Genomic DNA, 14,998 nt, shown 5'->3' on the forward strand with positions numbered 1-14,998 from the left:
ACAGCACGGCCCTGGCCCGACGGGCTGCGCAAGCACGGTAGGCGCCCCAACGGAATACGGCCCGCTTCCTCAACCGAGGAGGCGGGCCGTACTCCGTTGGGGCAGATGTGTGGCTTGGGCTACTGCTTTGGGCCCGATACGACTTCTATCATGTTATCAGGGGAAAGGTATTCCTGAGCCAATTCCTGCAATGTAACTGCATCGGTTGCTTGCACCTGAGCTACGAAATCGGAATAATAGCTGGTTGGTAAATCGTAAAAGATTAGGTTCTTATACTTGTCGCACTGCTCGAAAACAGTACTGAGTTCGTTGGCAAACTTGCCGCTCATATAGTTCTTTACAGTTTGCAGTTCGGTTAGCGGTATCTGTTCTTCCTGGAGGCGGCGTAATTCTTTTTGTATCTCCTCAATGGCGGCAGGAGCGTTGCTGGCATTTACATCGGAGCCGATAAAGAAGCTAGTGGAGTGCTCGCGTGGATGCACGCTGGCATAGATGCCGTACGTGAACCCTTTGTCTTCGCGGATGTTTTTCATCAGGCGCGAGCCGAAGTAGCCACCCAACACCTTCACCAGTACCTGGAGGGCGTGGGTTTGCGGATGACTCAAGGCAGGCCAGCGGCGGCCAATGCGCAAAGAAGCTTGTAAACTCCCATCTACCGTTACGTAGTCTCGGGGTGCTAGAATTGACGGAGGGGGCACAGCAGCGGTTGCTTTAACCAAGGCGCCGGCTGGGGCTCCTAACTGCTCAGTAAGAAGAGTTACGTGCTCATTGGTGACGTCGCCACAGAGGAATATTTCGGCCTGCGCAAAATTATAGTGTTGCTGATAGAAGCTGCGAACTTGGTCGGAAGTGATATCCTGGAATATAGCTTCATCGAAGGTGACGCCGTAGGGATAGCCAGGGCCGAACAGGTGGCGCGAGAAGCTTTCGGAGGCGAGGTAGCTGGTTTTCTGCCGCTCCACGCGTACGTTCTGGATGGTTCGGGTCTTCACCAAGGCTAGTTCCGTTTCGGGGAATATGGGAGCCGTGAGGACGTCCTGCACCAAGGGTAATAGTTGCGGCAGGTGGCGGCTGAGGCAGTATAAAGTAAGAGTGGACCGGTCGAAGCCCTGCTCGCATTCCAGCGAGGCTCCGAAGAAGGCTACCTCGTCGGCAATCTGGCGGGCCGTGCGGGTGACGGTGCCTTCGAGTAGCAGCCGGGCTGCCAGCAGCGACACACCTGCCGAGGGATCATACCACTTACCGGCCGGAAAGACTACCTGCAGGCGCACTACGGGCTGGGCATCGTTGCGCAGCACATGCAGGCGGGCACCGTTGGGGAGCGAAAGCACATTAGCGGCGGGCAGCGTTACGCGGGCCAACGGCTGAACAGGAGGGGCAACGGTTCGGTCGAGTATCAAATCAGTTGAGTTAGGAAGGCTGAAAAACTGTCATTCCGAGCGAAGCAGGAAATCCGGGATGAAACGCCGAACGGAATTGTTCGATGGCGTTCGGCCGGATTCCTCGCCTCGCTCGGAATGACAACTTTGCAAAGAAGGAAAAGAATTAGTTAACCGGGCTGTTGGATGGGCCGAAGGCTTCGCTTAGTTCGTTGAAGTTAAAGTGCAGCGACACCCGCAATGTTTGCGACAATGGGTTGGCCTTGGAATTAGGCACTAGGTAAGTACCATCGACTCCGAATACCTGGTAGCGCACGCCGGCACCAAAGCTCAAGTACTGCCGGTCGCCCTTGGTAGGGTTCTCGTAAAAGTAACCGGCCCGTACCATCAATAGGTCGTTGTAGGCATATTCGAGGCCAGCCGAGAGGTTGATTTCCTGGAGCTCCTCGCTGAAACCACCCGGCGCGTCGCTGAACGAGCTGGTGATACCTTTCACGATACCGTATTCACGGCGCTTGTCGTTTTCAGCCTTTACAGCCGGATTGCTGGAGGCCACGCCATCTTCGTAGTAAGGCGAAGGCACCAATAGCTTGTTGGCATCGAAGCTAAAGGTTAGCTTGTTGTAAGGGTCGAGTTCCTTGGTAATGGCGGTGCCCAGCTTCAGGTTGGTCGGCAGAAAATCGGCGTTTGTAGGGTCGGTATAGGTTATTTTGTTGCCGATGTTGGAAACCGCGCCGCCGAAGGCCAGGTTATAGTCGCCGGCTCCAATGGTGAGGTCGGTGGTGTAGTACGCGCCGAGGTCGACGGCGACGGCATTGGCGGGGTTGGAGTCGACGCCGCTAATGCCACCGGTGAGGTTGGAGCGGACATAGCGCACGTTGAGGCCCACCCCGAACTTGTCGCTCAGCTTCTGGCCGTAGCCCACTGTGAGGGCGTATTCCTTGGGGTTAAAGTCACCATTAGGTGCCCCAGTAGAGGTGCGGTAATTGATCTGACCCAAATCGAAGTACATCAGGTTGGCCGACAGCGTGCTTCGGTCGCTGAGCTTGGTGGTGCCGCTCAGATAGCCCAGGCCCATGTCGTTGGTGATGCTGGCCAGCCACGGGGTGTAGGAGAGCGAGGCGCTATGTTGGTAGCGCACAAAGCCCAGCTTGCCGGGGTTGTAAAAGCCAGCGTTGGCATCGGGGCTAATGGCCACGCCCGCCTCGCCCAGCGCTGAGGAGCGCGAATCGGGGCTGATGGTGAGGATGGGCACAGCCGTGGTAATGGTACGCAGATCTTGGGCATGCGCGGCGGTGGCAGCCAGACACAGCAGGCCAGGGAGCAATACCGAACGCAGGGACAAGTGGGGCAGAATCATAGGTGAGGGTGAAGGATGCAGATTCGAAAAGTAGCGAAAAGCCAGAAAAGCAAGTTAATTGAGGAGCACCAGCTTCTCGTATTTGGAGGCTGTGGAAGTATCGGTGCCGTTGGCCGCGCGGGTGCGCACCGTTACGCGGTACACATACACGCCGCGGGCCAGTTGGTCCTGGTATTCGTCGCGCCCGTCCCAGCTGAGGGCGGCCACATGCGAGCCGCTGCCCAGGGCCGTACCCTGCAGGGTGCGTACGAGCCGACCGGCTACCGAGAAAATCTGCACCTGAATGTCGAGGTCCTGACCGCTGCGGTTGTGGTCGAAGTGGAAAGTCGTGTTTCGGGCAAACGGATTGGGGTAGTTGAGTACATGCTGCAGCGCCAGCTTGTCGGTGGGAGCGGCAATGAATTCGAGGCGCTGCTCGGCCGAATTGTTCCAGGTATCCCAAGCCTTGAGGCGCAACTCGTGGGGGCCGGGCGTGAGGTCCTTGAGCTCGTAACGTACCCGGCCTACTTGGAAGCTATCAGTTTTGGCCGTGTACGATGAATTGAGCACCAAAACCTTGCTGGCGTCGCCGTCGAGCGTGAGCGTGAGGTCGTGGCCGATGCCGGTGCCGGCCGTATTGATGCCGCTGGCGTCGCGCAGCACGGCCAGCAGCGTAGGGCTGAGGCCCGTCAGGCCACCCGATACAAACTGCTCGTTATCCATGAACAGGCTGATGCGGGGCGCAATGGTGTCGCGGGCGGTTAGCGGGGCTACGTCGCCAATGGGCACCAGACGCTGGCCCTGGGCATCGGTGCGGTTGGTGGGGTCGGCAGCGTACAGGCTGATTTTGCCCAGGCCTACGCTGTAGTTGATATCTTTGGGTACTACAAACTGCAGGCTGAACTTGCCACCCTGCACACTAGCCGGGCCATCGTAGAGGATATTTTCGCGCAGCTGAACGGCCTGAGGCACGTCTTCGTTGCCGAGCGTTTTCACGGTGGCTTGCTTTTCGAACACCTGCACGTTGGCCGTCCCCGCAAAGGCCGGATTCAGCTGCCCGGCACGTCGGACTTCGCCTTTCAGCGTGACTTGCTGCAGCGCCTTCAGGGTATCGGGCATGGCCTGCGTCACCGGCTTGCCACCAATTTCAGTCAGGGCTACCGTTTGTTCGGGGTAAGCTAGGCGCATGGACGGGTCGCCGAGCAGGGCGTAGTTGCGGTTGTTGTCGCCGATGACCGCAATGTTCTTGGCCGTGCGGCAGACGTCGCCGATGCGCGGCATCGTGCCATCGGGCCGGGGCTGAAACAGGTCGTTGAAGAAAGCGACTGCCAGTGCTTGGTTGCGGTCGGCGTATACCACGCGGGTGGTGGTCAGCAGGCCAATGGCTCCCCCTTTCACATCAATCAGCGACTGCTCGCCGGCCGACGTAAGATTGGGGTCGTCGTAGGTACTGAAGTCGCAGGTACCGGTGAACATGAACGTGGGCCGGGTTGCGTTCTTCAGGTTTCCGATGGAGGTTTTAGTTATGATCTGCTCCTGGGCCAGGCTTATGGGGCCGCCGTGGCCGATGTAGTTGATCAGGAGCGAGCCTTGCTCGAAGGCTTCATCAACCGCCTTTTCGGCTGCCGGCGACCGTTCGCCCGCTGCCAATTGCACCTGCGGAAACAGATCTAGGTAGAGCTTGTACACATTGTAGCCACGGGAGGCAGCCAGCGTATCGAGTGGGTTGGCCAACTCCTCGCTGTAGTACACAAACAGGTTGTTGTCGCCGTCGTCGGACAAAAAGGTGAGGCGGTTGCGCCACTTGCCATAGCCGGCGGGGCTGTCGTAGTCAATCAGCTTCTGGGTTACGCGGGCGGCCTGTTCAGCGGTGCTCACCGGCAGGCGACCCACGGCTATGTCGAGCAGCTCGTTGCTGGAGCCCGGCAGCCAGGCCCCTTCCGAATCGTCGAGCAGGCCGTAGTAGTCGTCGGAGGAGTAGGTGAGGCCCTGGCCGTTGGGGCGGTTGCCCATCACTAAGTCGTAGCTCTCCTCCGACTCATAGACCGGCACGAAGTTCTGATTGGTTTGGTTGGCGTTGGCCGGCTGGCGGCTGGGCCACCAGGTTGGCAACTCCTCAGGTTTGTTGGTTGGGTCGGCCTTGTAGTCGTAGGAGGCGTCGCCGAACAGCAGCAGGTACTGGCGGCGGCCACTGGTGTTGCGGTCGTACACCATCTTCATCAGGTCGCGGATGGCCGTTACATCCTGGCCGCCCGAGCCGAACTCGTTGTAGATCTGCAGCACGTTCACCACCTGCGCATTCAGGCCGTCGCGGCTGGTGCGGTGGGCGGCCAGCTTGTTGGCTTCCTGCAGAAAACGAGGGTGAGCCACAATCAGCAGGTCCAAACGGCCATCGAGGTTGAGGGCGTGCAGGTTCTGGTTGGCTATTTTGCCAAAGCCGCGGGGGGCCGGGAAATCGGCGCCGGTGAAGGCTACAAACTCGCGGATAGTATCGGTGCGGGCCAGAAACGTGCCGTTGGCGGCGGCTACAGCGGCCGGCCGGCGTGGGTTGCTGACGTCCCAGATGGTGGCGCCGGCTGCATTACCCAGCTCGAACTGGCTGATTGCACCGGGCTGCAGGTTTTCCAGGCTGCGAAACTGCAGCAGGCCACCAGCCAGACGAAGCTGACGGCGGGCATTCACTTCGAGGTAATCGAGGTAGCCCTGCGCGCCGGGGTTGTCGCCGCTGTTGAAGCTGAGCGTGATTTTGAGGTCGGTGGGGGAAGTGGCCGGTACCTGGTAGGCCAGAATGCTGCGGTTGGTATTGGCGGCCTCGGGGTAGCAGTAGAGTCCACTGGTGCAGCTGAAGCCCGGTACCACCTGGGCAGGTAAAGCTTGCCCGTTCACGCTGGGCTGAAACACGGTAGCCGCCGTCGAGGCAGCCACTACGGCCGAGGTAATCTGGGCCGTGGAACCCGGCACCAGGTCGGCGACGGGGAGCGTAAAGGTTTGCTCGGGCCGGCCCGAAAAGGCCTCACCCACCCAAGTCCGGCCCGTTTTCTTGAGGTTAAGCAGGTCACGCTCGTAAAACTGCCGGTCGGCAAACGTGCTGATGCGGGCACCGGGCGTACCGCTAACGGCCGGTGCCGGTGCCACCCGGCGGCCGGCCGGCGCGCCCACCGTCAGGAAGTAGTAGGCCGTGTCGGTGTAGGGGTTGAGTTGGTGGCGGAAGCGGGTGCTCAGGCCCTCGCGACTCCAGGTGTGCGGGCCGCGGGCGTAAAACAGGAAGTACTCGTCGTTGTCGAAGGTGGCGTTGGTGTTGCCCACGAACTGAATGGCGTTTTCCACCAGGTCGTCGGGGCGGTAGGCGCTATTGGGCTGGGGCAGTGTGCCCATGGCGTTGCCGAAAAGCCGCAGCCGTGCCGGGTCGAAGTTCTCCAAACCGAAGCTCCTCATCGTAGCCTTGTCAAGCTTGAAAATACCGTTGGTGGGCACCCCGATTTTAAACCACTCACCCTGGCTCAAAACCGAAGTGCGGGCATAGGTGCGGGTGGCCCCGGGGCGGCTGCCGGTGGCGCTATACGTGTAGCCGAAACTGGTGAGGCGCTCGGCCTGGCCCGTTTGCGGATTACGGCGCAGCGGCTGCAGGCGCAGGAGCGTAACCGGCTGGCGGGCCTCGGTGCCCGGCACCAACTGCACCAGCGGCGAGGGGGGAAGAGCCGTTAAATCGAGCTGGCCGGCCTGGGCGGGCAGCAGCGGCTCGTATTGCGTTTCGACGAGCTGGCCCACGGTTACGGTGCCAGCCAGCCGTACCAACAGCGTGCCCACTTGCTCCTCGGTGTCGAAAGCGGCCCCGCGAAAGGCGGGCACCAGCCGTTTCTGGCCCTTAATGCCCACCGGTACGGTGCCAGTCCAGGTGATGCGCCCGCGGTACGTCTGCTCGCCGGATTGTGCCAGCGCCCGTGGGCCCATAGTGCTTAGCACCAAGAACGTAATCAGCAGCCAGACCGTAGAAAAACGCATACGCACAACACAAGAAAAGCCAGGAGATGAACCAGAAACGCCAACAGGTTGACCGGCAATACAGTTCAGCCCAAATGATAACAGCGCCGGCCGCAAATTATTGCGCCCGAAGTAGGAAGTAGTGAGCAAATGGTCTGCCTAGGTAAACGAAGCTAGCTCCAACCCGGATTGCCTGCCCCGGTTCAGGCCGCTGGCGCGGGCATATTGGCTGGGCTCATCACCGAGAGCAGCACGTAAAGCAGCACGATGAGCGGCACGGCCACCGCCCCGAGGATGATCAGCAAGCCAAGGCTCAGCAGCAGAAACACGAACCGCTGCTTGTTTGCCTGCCAACTCAGTGTTTTAAACTTGAGGGCGAAAAGCGGGATTTCGGCTACTAACAGCCCCGACAGCAGAACCGTGAGGCCCAGCAGCAGCCAGGGGCTGAGTAGGTAGGGAGTGAGGGCGAACTTGTCGTTGGCCAGAATGAGTGGTAGTGAGGCCACCACCAGCGTGCAGGCCGGTGTCGGCAGCCCAATAAACGATTCGGACTGGCGGGTGTCGTTGTTGAACTTGGCCAGGCGCAGGGCCGAAAACACCGTTATAATGAAGCCCGCATAGGGCAGCCAGTCGGGCAGGTCGGTACCGGCCTGTTGCAGCAGCGCGTACAGGAACGCGCCCGGCACCACGCCAAACGACACCACGTCGGCCAGCGAATCCAGGTCTTTGCCAATCGGCGACGATACGTGCAGGGCCCGGGCCAGCAGCCCGTCGAAGAAGTCGAACAACGCCGCCAGCGCCACAAAATAGGCCGCCAGCACGAGCTCATCGGCAAAAATGAAACGTAGCGCCAGACAGCCCGAAAACAGATTCAGGCAGGTAACGGCGTTGGGAATATGTTTTTTCACGTGCGAGCTTAGTGGGAAGGCTTGAGAGAGTGGGTTGTCATCCTGAGCTTGCGAAGTACCTATACGGAGGCTAACGTCAGATAGTAGCTTCTCAACAGGTCCTTCCCAAGCTCAGGATGACGGGATGCGTAGCAAACCGCTACGTCAGAAACGGATTGGTGTGGCGTTCCTGGCCAATGGTGGTGGCGGGGCCGTGGCCGGGGTATACCACCGTATCGTCGGGCAGGGGGAGTAGCTGGCTCTTTATGCTGGCAATGAGCGTGGCATGGTCGCCGCCGGGCAAATCGGTGCGCCCGATGCTGTTCTGAAACAGCACGTCGCCGCCGATAACGGTGCTGGTGGGCGCGTGGTAGAACACCACATGGCCGGGGGCGTGGCCGGGTACAAAGCGCACTTCCAGCTCGGTAGTGCCGAAGCGTACGGCCTCGCCGGCCCGCAGCTGGCCGGTGGGCTCGGCGGGCTGGTAGCGCGGAAACCCATAGTTGGAGGCGTAGCTCGGCACAGCGCGCAGCGTGGCAAAATCGGCCTCGTGCAGCAGAAACGGCACCTTATAAGTGTCGAGTACAAACTGGTTGCCCAGCACGTGGTCGATGTGGGCGTGGGTGTTTACCAGCAGCACCACGCGCAGTTTCTGGTCTTCGATGTACTGGCGCAGCGCCTGCTGCTCAGCCGGCTCGTAGCAGCCGGGGTCAACGATAACAGCCTCGCCGGTTTCGTCGGAGAGCAAATATGTGTTTTCGGCAAACGGATTGAAAGTAAAGCCGGCAACGGTCATGGCAGGGGAGAAAGGTTTTGAAAGGGCAAGATAAGTGGATTTTGGGTTGGTGGGGTTTACGGAATGACGCCGGGGTTTCCGGTGCTGCGGCATGCTGTGGCCAACACCCCATCAAACGCCTTACCTTGCCAGCCGATGCTACATATTGATTACCTGATTATCGGTTACGGCATTGCCGGGGCCACGTTGGCGGCCGAACTGCGCGGGCGGGGCCGCAACGTGCTCGTACTCGATACCCCCCAGCCCGACTCGGCGTCGCGGGTGGCGGCGGGCCTCATGAACCCGGTGGCCGGCAAGCGCTTCGCGCTGGCCTGGCGCGCCGATGAGCTGCTGACGGCCGCCGCCACGTTTTACCAGGCCCAGGAGCAGCGGCTGGGCCGGCCGTTTTTTCAGGCCTTGCACATTGCCAAATTTTTCTCGTCGGTGCAGGAGCAGAACGCGCTGCTGGCCCGTAGCGCCGACCGTCCTTGGCTGGATTTTGTGGATGAATTCTCGGCCGGTGCGCTGCCGCCGCTACCGGGCGTGAGCCCGCAGTTTGGCGGTTTGCTGGTGCGGCGCGGGGGCTTTGTGCTGGTAGAGGAGCTGCTCACGGCCCTGACTACCGAAGGGCTGGCTGCAGGCTGGCTGCAACACGAAACTTTTGACTGGACGGCCCTTGTTGCCGAGCCGGCCGGCGGCTTCTGTTACGCGGGTCGGGTGCAGGCCCGGCACGTTATCAGCTGCGAAGGTGCGGCCACCATCCAGAATCCGTATTTCAGCTGGCTGCCCCTCACCCCCAACCAGGGCGAGGTACTGACGGTGGAGTGTGCCGGCCTGCCCGCCGATACGGTGCTCAACAAAAGCGCCTACGTGGTGCCGCTGGGGGGCAACCGGTTGCGGGTGGGGGCCACCTACCGCTGGCCGCCCTTCGCGGCGGGCATTACGGCCGAGGCCCTCGAGGAGCTCGGCCAGCGCCTTTCCGAGCTCACGCCCCAGCCCTTCCGGGTGCTCGACCAGCGGGCCGGGGTGCGGCCGGCCGTGCGTGACCGGAAGCCGCTGCTGGGCACGCACCCGGAAACGCCGGGGCTGCACGTGTTCAACGGCATGGGCTCGAAGGGCGTGATGTTTGCGCCTCGGCTGGCCCAGGTAATGGCCGACTGGCTGGAAAATGACGTAGAGCCCTGGCCCGAAGTCAATATCCGGCGGTATATTTCGTTGTACCCATCAGGCCCGGCGGTGAAGTAGCCGGATTTGGTTACTTTGTTTTTGTAAAGAAGAAACTGGACAAACGTCATTCGAAGCGCCGCCCAGCATAACGATCTGTCTCTTTAGTTGTATTGTCCTTATCCATCCGTCTCCCGCTCTCGGTTTTTGATATGAAGCACCTATCCTTTCTTTTCCGGCCGGGGCTGGCGCGGCCCGCCGGTTCGGTGCTGCTGCTGGCCGGGCTGCTGGCCGCTGCTCCCGCAGCCCTGGCCCAAACCGCCCAGGAACCCTTCGGGCGGGTCCGGATTCAGTACAAAAGCTTCGACTGGCTGCAGTTCAGCACCCAGAACTTTACCGTGTACTATTATGCCGGCGGCGAAGCCAACGCCCGCCACGCGGCCGAGTACGCCGAAAAGGAGCTCCAGCGCATTACCGGGCTGATTGGGTACTACCCGTACTCCAAAACCACCATTATGCTCTTCAACTCGGTGGGCGACCTGCGGCAGAGCAACGTGGGGCTGGCTCCCGAGAAGTACACCAGCGGCGGCGAAACCTCCCTGGCCCGCTCTACCAAGGTACAGATTGCCTTCGAAGGCACCCAGACCCAGTTCAAGCAGGAGCTGAGCAAGCGCATTACCGAAGTGCTGCTCAACGATATGATGTATGGCGGCTCGCTCCGCGAAGTTATCCAGAGCAGCTACCTGCTCCAGCTGCCCGATTGGTTTATTTCGGGGGCTTCGGCCTACGCGGCCCAGGGCTGGAGCGTGGAAATGGACGACTACATGCGCACGATGCTGCAGGAAAACGAAGGCAGCCGCACAGCTCCGTTTTTTCTGCGCAACCCCGAGCTGGCCGGCCAGAGCGTGTGGAACTACATTGCCGAGCGCTACGGCTACACCAGCGTCCAGAACATCCTCAACCTCACCCGCATTACCCGCGACGTGGAAGTGGGCATCAGCTCTTCGCTGAACGTGCCTTATAAGGTGTTTCTGAAGGACTGGCTGGCGTATTACCGCCAACTCAATGCCCAGCCACTCACGCCTTTTCAGGAACTCGACGAGAAGAACAGCCTGGCCGGCCGCAACCGCCGCAACGTGCGCTACAGCCAGCCCGTGCTTAGCCCCGATGGCAAGCGCATGGCCTACGTGCAGAACGACCGGGGCCGCTACCGGGTGCTGGTAGTAGACCAGGACGGCCGCGGCCGCGACGTGCTGCACCGCGGCGGCTACAAAACGCCCGACCAGCGGGTGGAAACGCGGCTGCCGCTGCTGGCCTGGCGCGGCAACGAGCAGGTAGCCGTAGTGGAGGAGCAGCGCGGCCAGCTGGTGCTGCAGCTGCGCGAAGCCAACGGTGGCCTGAGCAACCTGACGGCCCGTCTCAGCAGCCTGCTGCCCCGCTTTGGCCGCCGTACTTCGCTGTTTTCGCCCTTCTCGCAGATAACGGCCCTCAACTATTCGGCCGATGGCAAGTCGGTGGTGTTTAGCGGGGTGCGCCAGGGCCAGAGCGACCTGTACCTGCTACGGGCCGGTAGCCGGACGCCCGAAAAGCTCACCGACGACGTGTTCGACGACGTGGAGCCGGTGTTCATGCCCGATGGCCAGAGCCTGCTGTTCAGCTCCAACCGCTGGCTCGATTCGGCTGGTACGGCGCGCGGCTCGTTTGTCTCGGTGGTGAACAACTACGACCTGTACCGCTACCACCTCGACGGCCGCCCGCAGCCGGTGGAAGTGCTGGTTGGTACGATTTCCAACGAAACCCGGCCCCGGCCCCTGAACAACGACGAGATACTGTTTGTGAGCGAGGAAAGCGGGGTGCGCAGCATCTACCGCTACTCGTTCAGTACCCGCGACTACCAGCCCGTAACCAGCTTTTTGGCCGGTGTGCACGACTTCGACTACAGTGCCGCTACCGGCGCGCTGGCCCTCACGGCCACGTCCGACGGTCGTAGCAACGCCTACCTCTACCCCAGCTACACCCTGCCCACTGGCCTGAAGCTGTATAAGACGGCCCGCCAGGAAATTCTGGAAGACCGCTCGCGGCCGGCTAAGGCCCCTATTCCTAACCGGCCCGGCCCTACTGTGGCCCGCGCTCAGGGTACTGCCCCGCCCGATACGGCTCCCGCAGTTCCGGCTCCGGCTCAGAAGGCCGCCGATAAAGCGGGGGAGAACCGTGTGAACACCAACGACTACGAATTCGACGAGGATATTCCGGCCTCGCGGGCCACGGCCCCTACCCGGCGCCGGGCCGCTACCGTGGTAGCCCTGCCCAAAGCGGCCCCTGCCGAGGCGGCTACATTGGCCGGCCCTTTCCGCTATGGCACTCCCTTCAGCATCGATAATGTGGTATCGACGCTGACTTCGGACCCGCTGCTGGGACTGGGCTTCTCGGCTCAGGTGAACATGTCGGACCTGATGGAGGATCATCGGATTCAGGCGGGCATCTTCGCCCTCACCGACTTGAGTACGAGCAACATTTTTGCCGAGTACACCAACCTGCGGCACCGCTACGACTGGAGCGTTCGGTATCAGAAGCAGGCCTATTTCCCCGACCTCGACCCCAGTAGCCGGGTGCGCTACGGCCGCCACGAGATTGCGCCGACGCTGGCTTATCCGCTCACCCACAACCTAAGCGTGCGGCTGGGCCCGCGCTTCGTGAATGTGAGCCGCCGCACCTACGGCGACCTGGTGAATGCCAACGACGTGAACACCAGCTACCTGGGCGGTGAAGCCGAGCTGGTGTTCGATAACTCGGTGATTACCGGCATCAACATGCTGCAGGGTACGCGCATGAAGGCCGGCATCAACCAGCTGCGCGACCTGAACGGCAACAACTCGGGGTTCACCAAGCTCACCGTTGATTTGCGCCACTACCAGAAACTGCACCGCCAGCTCATCTGGGCCAACCGGGCTAGTTTCGGGCAGTACATCGGGGGCGGTGCAACGCCGCCCTTCTTCCGCCTCGGCGGCATGGACAACTGGCTGAACTACGAGTACACCGATGCGCGCTACATAAACGAGAAGGGCGAGCTGGCCGCCGGCCCCAGCCAGCTCGACCCCGCCCAGATGTTTTACCAGCAGTTTGTTACCAACCTGCGGGGCTACGACTACAGCAAGCGGGTAGGAAGCAAGTACGTGCTCTTCAACTCCGAGCTGCGCTTGCCCATCGTGCAGTATTTCTCGCGGCGGCCCATCGAATCGGGCTTCTTCCGGAACCTGCAGCTGACGGCTTTCGGCGACATGGGTACGACGTATTCGGGTACCAACCCGTTCAGTGTCAATAACTCAAACAACACGCGTACTCCATCCCAAGGGGGCTTCTCGGCCACAGTTATCAACTTTACCAACCCACTGCTGTATGGTTATGGCGCGGGCATCCGTACCACTATGCTGGGCTTCTACGTGAAGGGCGACGTGGCCTGGGGCCGTGAGCAGTACACCACCAAAGGGCCGAAAATCTACGCTACGCTGGGGTACGACTTCTAGCGGCGACAGGGCAAAAGATAGACGCAAGGGTCGGTTTTCCTGTTTGGAAAACCGACCCTTGCGCGTTTGGGCAGGCAATCGGGACGCAATCGGGGATGGAAGGCAGGTAGTCCGGGGGTTGGGTTGTATCTTTGTGGTCCGTTGAACCAGCCGAGTTGCCGTGGCGCTGCTAAGTGAAATCTGGGTATTGATGCAGAAGGACTTCCGCCTGGAATGGCGGCAGCGGGCAGCGCTGAACGGTATGCTGCTGTATGTAAGCAGTACGGTATTCGTGTGTTACCTCAGCTTTTCGCTACGCGGCGGCCAGCTGCCGGCCCCGGCCTGGAACGCGCTTTTCTGGATTGTGTTGCTGTTTTCGGCCGTTAATGCGGTGGCTAAAGGCTTTCTGCAGGAAAGCCGGGGCCGGATGCTCTACTACTATACCGTGGTGCGGCCCCAGGCCGTGATTCTGGCCAAAATAGCCTACAACGCGCTGCTGCTGCTGGGGCTGGCGCTGGTGGCGTTTGCGCTTTATGCGGTGGTGCTGGGCAACCCGGTGCAAAACGTGCCGCTGTTTGTGGGCAACGTGCTGCTGGGCGCGGTGGGCTTTGCGGGTACGCTTACGCTGGTGGCCGGCATTGCGGCCAAGGCTACCAATAGCAGCACCCTCATGGCCGTGCTGGGTTTTCCGCTGATGGTGCCTATGCTGTTGCTGCTCATCAAAGTATCCAAAAACGCCCTCGACGGCCTCGAATTCGAAGCCAGCCAAAACTCTTTGCTTACCCTGGTGGCCCTCAACCTTATCGTTGGGGCCGTGTCGTACCTGCTGTTTCCGTTTTTGTGGAGAAGCTGACAAGAAGCTTTTCGCTGTCAGCTGTTAGCTAATAGCTGCCCTTCCAACGACCTCTTCTGTTATAACGCCAAGACCTTTAAAAGCTAACAGCCAATAGCTACTAGCGAACAGCTCATGAAAAAAAACTGGTGGAAAGCCCTGACTGTGATACTGCTGCTGTATGTGGCGGTGGCGGGCCTGTTGGTGCCGGTGCCGCGGCTGGCCATTCTCAACGAGAGTATCCGCAACCTGTATTTCCATGTGCCCATGTGGTTCGGGATGACGGCCATTCTCATTGCCTCGGTGTACTACTCGGTGCGCTACCTGCGTACGCCCACGGCCGAGTTTGACATAAAGGCCCACGAGGCGGCCCGCACCGGCATCTTGATGGGATGCGTGGGCCTAGTTACGGGCAGCATCTGGGCCCGCTACACCTGGGGCGCCTGGTGGACCAACGACCCCAAGCTCAATGGGGCGGCCGTGGCCATGCTCATCTACGGCGCTTACCTGGTGCTGCGCTCCTCCTTCACCGATGAGCAGCAGCGCGCCCGGGTGTCGTCCATCTACAATATTTTCGCCTTTGCCGTGGCCATGCCGCTGTTCTACGTACTGCCGCGCCTGACCGACTCGTTGCACCCGGGCGCCGGCGGCAATCCAGCCTTCGCCAGGTACGACCTCGACAGCGACATGCGTCTGGTGTTCTATCCGGCCGTCATTGGCTGGACGCTGCTGGCCTTCTGGGTAGCCCAACTGGCCACCCGCATTTCCGTGCTCAAACTGAAAGTATATGAAAAGCAAATTGCGTAGCCCGGCTCCCGGAGCTTTAATCCGAAAGGGGCTGCTGTTACTGTTGGCCCTGCTGCTGCCGGTATGGCAGGCCCTGGCCCAGCAGGCGCCCGGAGGCCAGCCCGAAATGGCCGAAGCAATGCGCCAGAACGGGAAGATTTACGTGGTGGTAGTCGTTATTGTGGTGGTGCTCGCCGGGCTGCTGCTGTTCCTGATTTCGCTGGACCGCAAGCTGAGCCGGCTGGAAAAGGAAGTGCGGGACGAGTAGTAAAACACACTCGTCGTCCGGTCTCGCCAATGATTGGCTAACCCTGGCATTCACCTGTTTTTGCGGACCTTTGTGGTCCGAATT

The 14,998-nt window shown here is 60.9% G+C and carries 10 protein-coding genes; 5 read left to right on the forward strand and 5 right to left on the reverse strand.

Annotated elements, in window-relative coordinates; translation table 11 throughout:
* Positions 1-119: 119 nt before the first annotated feature.
* The 5 genes from HW554_RS11730 to HW554_RS11750 form a co-directional block, all read right to left on the reverse strand.
* Positions 120-1,400, reverse strand: coding sequence for a M16 family metallopeptidase (locus HW554_RS11730; RefSeq protein ID WP_176908781.1), 1,281 nt, complete (start codon positions 1,398-1,400; stop codon positions 120-122).
* 145 nt (positions 1,401-1,545) lie between these two features.
* Complete coding sequence (gene porV / locus HW554_RS11735) at positions 1,546-2,739, reverse strand: type IX secretion system outer membrane channel protein PorV (protein WP_176908782.1); 1,194 nt, start codon at positions 2,737-2,739, stop codon at positions 1,546-1,548.
* Between the two features lie 54 nt (positions 2,740-2,793).
* Complete coding sequence (gene porU, locus HW554_RS11740; protein ID WP_176908783.1) at positions 2,794-6,720, reverse strand: type IX secretion system sortase PorU; 3,927 nt, start codon at positions 6,718-6,720, stop codon at positions 2,794-2,796.
* A 182-nt stretch (positions 6,721-6,902) separates the two neighbouring features.
* On the reverse strand, positions 6,903-7,607 hold the full coding sequence (pssA, locus tag HW554_RS11745) for a CDP-diacylglycerol--serine O-phosphatidyltransferase (protein WP_176908784.1): 705 nt from the start codon (positions 7,605-7,607) through the stop codon (positions 6,903-6,905).
* A gap of 139 nt (positions 7,608-7,746) precedes the next feature.
* On the reverse strand, positions 7,747-8,382 hold the full coding sequence (locus HW554_RS11750; RefSeq protein WP_176908785.1) for an MBL fold metallo-hydrolase: 636 nt from the start codon (positions 8,380-8,382) through the stop codon (positions 7,747-7,749).
* A 135-nt stretch (positions 8,383-8,517) separates the two neighbouring features.
* Between HW554_RS11750 and HW554_RS11755 the strand changes: the two genes are divergently transcribed.
* The 5 genes from HW554_RS11755 to HW554_RS11775 all read left to right on the forward strand — a co-directional run bounded on the left by HW554_RS11755 (position 8,518) and on the right by HW554_RS11775 (position 14,914).
* On the forward strand, positions 8,518-9,606 hold the full coding sequence (locus tag HW554_RS11755) for an NAD(P)/FAD-dependent oxidoreductase (protein WP_176908786.1): 1,089 nt from the start codon (positions 8,518-8,520) through the stop codon (positions 9,604-9,606).
* Between the two features lie 131 nt (positions 9,607-9,737).
* Entirely contained in the window at positions 9,738-13,049 is a 3,312-nt protein-coding gene (locus HW554_RS11760) for a PD40 domain-containing protein (protein ID WP_176908787.1), read from the forward strand.
* Between the two features lie 190 nt (positions 13,050-13,239).
* Positions 13,240-13,881: a heme exporter protein CcmB gene (locus tag HW554_RS11765; protein WP_176908840.1), complete on the forward strand. Its 642-nt coding sequence runs from the start codon at positions 13,240-13,242 to the stop codon at positions 13,879-13,881.
* A gap of 114 nt (positions 13,882-13,995) precedes the next feature.
* Positions 13,996-14,667, forward strand: coding sequence for a cytochrome c biogenesis protein CcsA (ccsA, locus tag HW554_RS11770; protein ID WP_176908788.1), 672 nt, complete (start codon positions 13,996-13,998; stop codon positions 14,665-14,667).
* The gene (locus tag HW554_RS11775; protein ID WP_176908789.1) at positions 14,648-14,914 is read left to right on the forward strand and encodes a CcmD family protein; all 267 of its coding nucleotides are present in this window, start codon (positions 14,648-14,650) and stop codon (positions 14,912-14,914) included. Before ccsA ends, HW554_RS11775 begins: the two co-directional genes overlap by 20 nt.
* Positions 14,915-14,998 lie beyond the last annotated feature (84 nt).

The sequence above is a fragment of the Hymenobacter lapidiphilus genome (genome assembly GCF_013377885.1).
Lineage (GTDB): Bacteria > Bacteroidota > Bacteroidia > Cytophagales > Hymenobacteraceae > Hymenobacter > Hymenobacter lapidiphilus.